This is a genomic window from Chryseobacterium sp. 2TAF14, from assembly GCF_052115105.1.
Classification (GTDB): domain Bacteria; phylum Bacteroidota; class Bacteroidia; order Flavobacteriales; family Weeksellaceae; genus Chryseobacterium.
In genome coordinates this window covers 1-6,800 of sequence record NZ_JBFRGA010000199.1, presented here as the reverse complement: position 1 = coordinate 6,800, position 6,800 = coordinate 1, and the positions used below count along the sequence as shown (strand labels likewise).

The 6,800-nt window shown below is 34.1% G+C and carries 6 protein-coding genes; all 6 read right to left on the bottom strand.

What is annotated here, in order from left to right:
- Positions 1-303: 303 nt before the first annotated feature.
- The 6 genes from AB4Y90_RS15615 to AB4Y90_RS15590 all read right to left on the bottom strand — a co-directional run bounded on the left by AB4Y90_RS15615 (position 304) and on the right by AB4Y90_RS15590 (position 6,670).
- Positions 304-1,131 (bottom strand): T9SS type A sorting domain-containing protein, encoded by an 828-nt coding sequence (locus AB4Y90_RS15615; protein ID WP_441558504.1) that lies wholly within the window; start codon positions 1,129-1,131, stop codon positions 304-306.
- 163 nt (positions 1,132-1,294) lie between these two features.
- Complete coding sequence (locus AB4Y90_RS15610; RefSeq protein WP_441558502.1) at positions 1,295-3,805, bottom strand: M1 family metallopeptidase; 2,511 nt, start codon at positions 3,803-3,805, stop codon at positions 1,295-1,297.
- A gap of 31 nt (positions 3,806-3,836) precedes the next feature.
- Complete coding sequence (locus AB4Y90_RS15605; RefSeq protein ID WP_441558500.1) at positions 3,837-4,055, bottom strand: hypothetical protein; 219 nt, start codon at positions 4,053-4,055, stop codon at positions 3,837-3,839.
- Positions 4,056-4,416: 361 nt separating this feature from the next.
- Positions 4,417-5,211 carry a thymidylate synthase gene (locus AB4Y90_RS15600; RefSeq protein ID WP_441558498.1) on the bottom strand — a complete coding sequence of 265 codons (795 nt, stop codon included), beginning with the start codon at positions 5,209-5,211 and terminating at the stop codon, positions 4,417-4,419.
- A 152-nt stretch (positions 5,212-5,363) separates the two neighbouring features.
- On the bottom strand, positions 5,364-6,113 hold the full coding sequence (locus AB4Y90_RS15595; RefSeq protein WP_441558496.1) for an SDR family NAD(P)-dependent oxidoreductase: 750 nt from the start codon (positions 6,111-6,113) through the stop codon (positions 5,364-5,366).
- Positions 6,114-6,229: 116 nt separating this feature from the next.
- Positions 6,230-6,670 carry a hypothetical protein gene (locus AB4Y90_RS15590; RefSeq protein WP_441558494.1) on the bottom strand — a complete coding sequence of 147 codons (441 nt, stop codon included), beginning with the start codon at positions 6,668-6,670 and terminating at the stop codon, positions 6,230-6,232.
- Positions 6,671-6,800 lie beyond the last annotated feature (130 nt).

Here is a 6,800-nt window from a genome sequence, read left to right as displayed (position 1 = left end):
CTTCATGCACATCGGGAAAACCCATCTTATGTAAACCTAATCCTTTCTCTAATTTTGCAGGATCAATTCCTCTTTTTTCTGCTAAATCTTTAATTTCCAAATACAAAGAAGGCACATAGTAAGTCGCTGCCTCAATTCCAAAACTCATAATCGTTAAATTTTAAACGAATTTATGAAAGATGTAATGAAAAATACCTGAGAATCGTCTGTTTTTTTCGCTGACTTACAAATTTTTTCAATAAAAAAGCACCTCTTTTAGAGATGCTTAACATAATAGTGTAATAAATTGATTGGTTGTTAACTTTACTTTTTAATCATTTTAAATGTTTCAGTACCTAATGCTGTTTTACCGGTAACCATATAAACACCACTTGGTAATGCAGAAACATCTAATCTACCTTGATCTGCATCTGTTTTATGATGCTGAATTTTTTGCCCAACACTGTTATAGATCACAATTTCGCTTACTTTTTCGGTGCTCTTGTAATTCAAAACATTTTCTGTAGGGTTTGGATAATAACTGATAGAAGATCTCACAGATTTCGTCACATCTTTTACTCCTAAATTAGCACCTGAAACAACTAATGCATCCACTAATGTAGAATATCCATAATCGGTTTCACATTCTACAGCGATCTGATAAGTTGTGGAAGGAATTGCAATAGCTCCTGAAGAAGTCCAGGTTGTAATATTAGAATGGAATTCAGCAACCTGAACCCAAGCTGCGGTTGCAGAAGTTCTGTAAAAAATTCTTAACCAGTTTTGATCAGGGCTCCACAATTTATTGATGTAATAAAAACTTACCGTTGGGTTAGTAACTGCGGATAAATTTAATACAGGACTTACTAATTTTGTTTTATCAAAGTTGTGAGACGTACCGGGATAATTTGCAAATTTCACTCCTTCATAAGCTGTACTTACGCTACCTGTTGAAGATGTTGAAGCAAAAGTCCACGACATGTTATTTACCTCGTAGATCTGAGTCCAGTCACCTCTTGTTGGTGAATTATCTTCAAAAGTTTCTGTCCACGGAAAAGTGGTAATCTGTGCATTCGAAAACGTAAATCCAAGAATTGCCATGGCAATGCAAAGACGTTTTGATAAAATTTCAGAGAATAGTTTTGTTTTCATAAATCATTTTTTATTAATAGTTCAATATCAAATATACAATATATTTTATGAAAACATAACAAATATTAAATTATATTATCAAATAATCAAACATAAACTTTTATGAAAAATAAAAAAACCACTACTAATGCAGTGGTTTTAGAAGATTTTAATATCGATTTTTCTACTTAAAATTTTCAATCGATTTATTGATTGCGTCAATTTGCGGATTGATGCTTGATGCTTTTTGTGGGTTCTGTTTAAGCAGTTCCATTTTTTTATTAAGCCCGTCTTTAAGCATTTGGGTAATCATCATTTTTACCTGCGGATTCTCTCCCATTTGTCCTTTAGCTTGGTCTAAAATTTTTGTAATATTTTCCGTAGCTTTTAAATTATCCGAAGACATAATCCAGTTATAACCTTCTTCCGCTACTTTTCCTAATTCCGGATTCTGGAATTTCACAAATGGGTAAAATGCAACAATCGGAGTAATATTCGCCATTTGCGACGTCACTTTATTTTTAACTATGATGGGTAGCAATTGAGTAAGCATATCTTCAGAAGCTCCTTCCAGATCAATTTTATCAGCTAAAGAATTTACTTTTGAAGGATCAACAGAAACAATCGCTGCCAAAGAATTTATTTTCACTGAATTGGAAACCGCATTTACGCCTTTTTCAAAAACCGGAATATATTTTTTGTCTTTCGTTTTTGCCAAAGCAGCAATTGCAGCGCCCTGAACTAAAGTTTTAGGGTCATTTGAAGCCAGTTTTTCAACATCATTTCCCAAAGCTTTCATCTGTTCAGAATTGCTCAGATCCATAAGCTCCAAAGCTTTTATTCTTATCCTAAAGAAAGGATCTTTTATAGCAGCAGCCAATAATTTTGTAGCAGCAGGATTTTTACCAACCTGATCTTTTATAGCATTTAAAGCGACGTATTTGCTTTTAAACTCTTTAGAATTGGCAAACTGCAATAAGTTTTGTTCAGGAGTTTTAGACTCGGTAACATCAGCCAGCAAAACTCCGTCTGCATTGATGTTAACAAGATCCGGATTTTTAGACACATCAAAAGTAAATGTATTTTTTGCTGCAGCATTTACCCAAACGTGATATCTTTTTGGTTTACCACTGTCATAAACATCGATTGCCAAAGGAAATTCAAAAGGCAGATCCYGAGATTGGTTTATAGTAACAGTAACCTGTTTTTTTACCGGCTCGAATGCATACGTATAATTCAGCTTTGGATTTCCGCTTCCGAAATACCATTGATTGAAGAACCAGTTTAGATCTTTACCCGAAACTTTTTCGAAAGATAATCTTAATTGATGCGCTTCAGCATTTTTAAATTCGTTGGTTTTCAGATAATCTGTAATTCCTGCAAAAAATGCATCATCTCCCAAATAATTTCTCAGCATATGAAGGATTCCGCCTCCTTTCTGATACGTTACCAGATCAAAAACATCTTCACGAGAACCGTAATCAAATCTTACCAGATCTTTTTTGAAATCTGAAGGATTATGAATGTAATGATTTACATCTTCCATCTGATGGTAATCAGCCTGGTCTTTTCCGTATTTGTATTCGTTCCAAAGGTATTCCGAATAATTGGCAAAAGATTCGTTTACCGTAAGATTGCTCCAGCTTTCTGCAGTAACCAAATCGCCAAACCAGTGATGGAATAATTCATGGGCAATCGTATCTTCCCATTTGTTCTCATCAATTAATTGTCCCGGTTTTTGAAGAATATCGCTTCCGTGAAGCGTTGCCGTAGTATTTTCCATCGCTCCGGAAACATAATCTCTTCCCGAAATTTGCGCATATTTTGCCCAAGGATAATCGTAGCCTAATTTTTTAGAGAAAAATTCGATCATTTCCGGCGTATTTCCGTAGATCTGCTTTGCATAGGGTTCGTATTCTTTTTCAATATAATAATCTACAGGAATATTTTTCCATTTATCTTTTACAACGGCATAATCACCCACTCCCATGAAGAAAAGATAGGTTGAATGTCTTTTATCCATCACCCAATGATCTGTTCTTAAATTGTTGGATTCTTTTTTAGATTCTTTTAAAATTCCGTTGGAAAGCGTAACGTATTTATCAGGAACCGTCATAAAGATTTCCTGAGTCGTTTTTTGATTCGGCTTATCGATTGTTGGAAACCACGCTGAAGAAGATTCGGTTTCCCCCTGAGTCCAGATCTGGGTCGGTTTATCTGCTTCTTTTCCCTGAGCATTGATGAAATACAGACCTTTTGCATCATTGATAGCCGCACTTCCCTCCTGCTTTACTTCATTAGGACGGGAAGTATACTTGATGTAAACCGTATAATCCTGATTTCTTGTATACGTTTTATCTAAATTTATCTTTAAAACATCATCTTTATAATCATATTTTAAAGGAGATTTTTTGCCGTTATTATCCAAAGCCACTTCATGAATAAGCATTCCTTTTGCATCAAGCGTCAACTCATTGGAAGGATAGAAATACGGAGAAGCAGTTAACCATTCTTCACCATTCATCTGTTCTTTCTGGTAATCAAAATTAACCTTAAGTTTAGTGTGCTTAAGCTCTGTAACCTTTGTATGCGTTGCTCTGTAAACTTTTTCTCTTCCTGAAGTTTCCGTTTGTGCAGATACATTTGCGGAGAATAAAACTCCAAGTATTGCAATAGATAAAATGGCTTTTCTCATCCTTTTCTATATAAATTAATTTTTTTTTGAATTATTTTTTAATCAGAATATCAAAAATATCGTTGACTAATGTTTCGTAATCACCTTTCTTTAATTGTTCTTTTGTTTTTGCAAACGCTCTTTTCAGTTCACTTTCCGGATTTTCGTCGTCGATAATTTCAATATCATTAATACCTTTTACCTGAAGCAAAAGTTCTTTTAATTTTTCGACATCCGTATTTTCTTCAATGGTGATTTTTAATGATTTCATACGTGATAAGTAGGAATTTTGGTGAGAAAGTTACAAAAAAAGTGAAGCGTTGTACTTCACTCTATCTTTTATTAAGGAGATTCTTTAATAATAAAGGATTCTTTTTATTAGCCCAGAACAGAAGTACCTTTATTGTCTGTTCAGATTCGAATTCAAAAAAAATAGTTACCTGCTTTTTTCCAATTAAAGCATAATGAATTTTCCTGTCAAAAATTTTGTAAACACGAGGTTTTATGATTCTATCATCTAATGAAGAAATAAAAGCATAATAATCGTGAAGCAGAAAATCTAACTCTCTTTGAGTCCATTTATGTTTAAGAAAATCGGTAATTTCTTGGAGCGTTTCTTCTAGCAAAGTAGCTTATATTGCAACCGGAGCTTTAATTCCCGGATGCGGATCGTAATTTTCTAAAGTAAAATCTTCAAAATTAAAATCGAAAATATCTTTGATTTCAGGATTAAGCTTCATTGTCGGCAAAGATCTTGGCTCTCTGGAAAGCTGTTTTTTAACCTGCTCAAAATGATTATTGTAAATATGAACATCTCCAAAAGTATGAACATAATCACCTACTTCAAGTCCTGTAACCTGCGCAACCATCATCAATAAAAGTGCATAACTCGCAATATTAAAAGGAACTCCCAAAAAAACATCTGCGCTTCTTTGATACAACTGAAGCGACAATTTTCCGTCGGCTACATAAAACTGAAACATCGCATGACAAGGCGCCAAAGCCATATTCGGAATTTCTGCCGCGTTCCATGCAGAGACAATCAATCTTCTGGAATCAGGATTTTTTTTGATCTGATCGATCACTTCAGAAAACTGATCAACTACTTTTCCGTCGGCTCCGTTCCAGCTTCTCCATTGTGCACCGTAAACTGGTCCTAAATCACCGTTTTCGTCGGCCCATTCGTTCCAGATAGAAACTCCGTTATCGGTAAGATATTTTATATTGGTATCACCTTTTATGAACCAAAGCAATTCGTAAATAATAGATTTAAGATGAACCTTTTTAGTCGTAACCAAAGGAAAACCTTTCGATAAATCGTAACGCAGCTGGTAACCAAAAACACTTCGTGTTCCCGTTCCTGTTCTGTCGGTTTTATCGGTTCCGTTATCTAAAATATACTGAAGTAAATCGAGGTAGTTTTGCATTGCGAAAAATTATCCCTCAAATTTAAAAAAAACTAAGGTTAAAATCTTCTTTTCAGACCTAAAGTTATCCATATCAATACGATTTCAATTTTCTATCAAAAAAAAGCATTCACAAAAAATGAATGCTTTTAAAATTTAATTCTATATAAAATTTAGACCGCGGTATAACCTCCATCAACAAGGTAATAACCTCCCGTCATAAAAGATGATTTATCTGAGCTCAGGAAAAGAACCAATTCTGCAACTTCTTCCGATTTCCCTAATCTTCCCATCGGATGTTTTGCAATTAATGCTTTTTTATGTTCTTCATCCAACTGATTCAAAAGAGGTGTATCAATATAACCGGGACCAACTGCGTTGCAACGAATATTTTTCTGACCATATTCTGCACCGATATTTTTTGTTAAACCAACAACGGCGTGTTTTGTAGAAGTATAAGCTGAAGAAAGCGGCGCTGCAACAGTTCCGTGAATGGAAGCAATATTTACGATAACTCCGCCTCCATTTTTTTCCATTTGTGTTAATTCGTATTTACAGCCGTAGAAAACGCCATCAAGATTAATATCAATCACTTTTTTCCATCCGTCAAGACTGTAATCTCCTGTCTGATTGGCTTCACCGCCGATTCCGGCATTGTTACATGCAATATCTAATCTTCCGTAAGTTTCAACTGTTGATTTTACCAACGCTTCTACCTGTTCAGGATTTGAAGTATCGGCTTTTACAAAAGTCGCTTCTCCACCTTCAGATTTTATTTGATCTACTGCAGATTTTCCATGTTCTTCATTGATGTCAGAAACTATTACTTTTGCACCTTCTTTAGCGTATAATTTTGCGATTGCAAGTCCGATTCCTGAACCTGCACCAGTAACCAATGCTACTTTATTGTCTAAAATTTTCATAATAAATGATGTTTAATTATGATAAAATCAACAAAAATTATGCAAAGCAAGGTTTTGAAAAGTTAATAAATTCTTAAATGTTTCTTTTTGAAACAATGGTTTTTTCCTAAATAAATTTATTGAATATCAATAATTTTTTGATTCATATTATTGAGTGTGAAAACATCGTCTGTATGTTTCCCATTCATGGCTTTTGCCAAAGGAGATTCCGGAGAAATACAGATCAGCTTTTGATTTTCAAATATAATTTCACCTAAAGACACCGAAATAAAAAACAAACCTTTTTCAGTTTTTACGATAGCTCCTTTTTCTGCTTTATCAGATGCTTTTGGTAGAACTGTTTTTAGAAAATCCTGCTGCTTCAAAACTTCATTTAGCTGAACCTGCAGATTATTGATTTCCTGCTGAAGCATTTCTCTTCCTGTTTCATACTTGTCGCCCATTGAGCTTTTTGTATCGTTGCTTGAAGCCCGTGTTTCTGCAATCAGCTTCTCGAAGTTGCTTATTTTTTCCGAGAGCTTTAATTTAATAATATTGATAAGTGAAGATTTGTTCATTTTTTTCATTTAAAAAGCTGATAGAAGATAATAGATGAAAGATAATAGACTTACGATCAGATATCTATTTTTTCGTATAAAAAAACATTCAAGAAACCTTGTCAAGGTTAATAACACACTTATATTAACC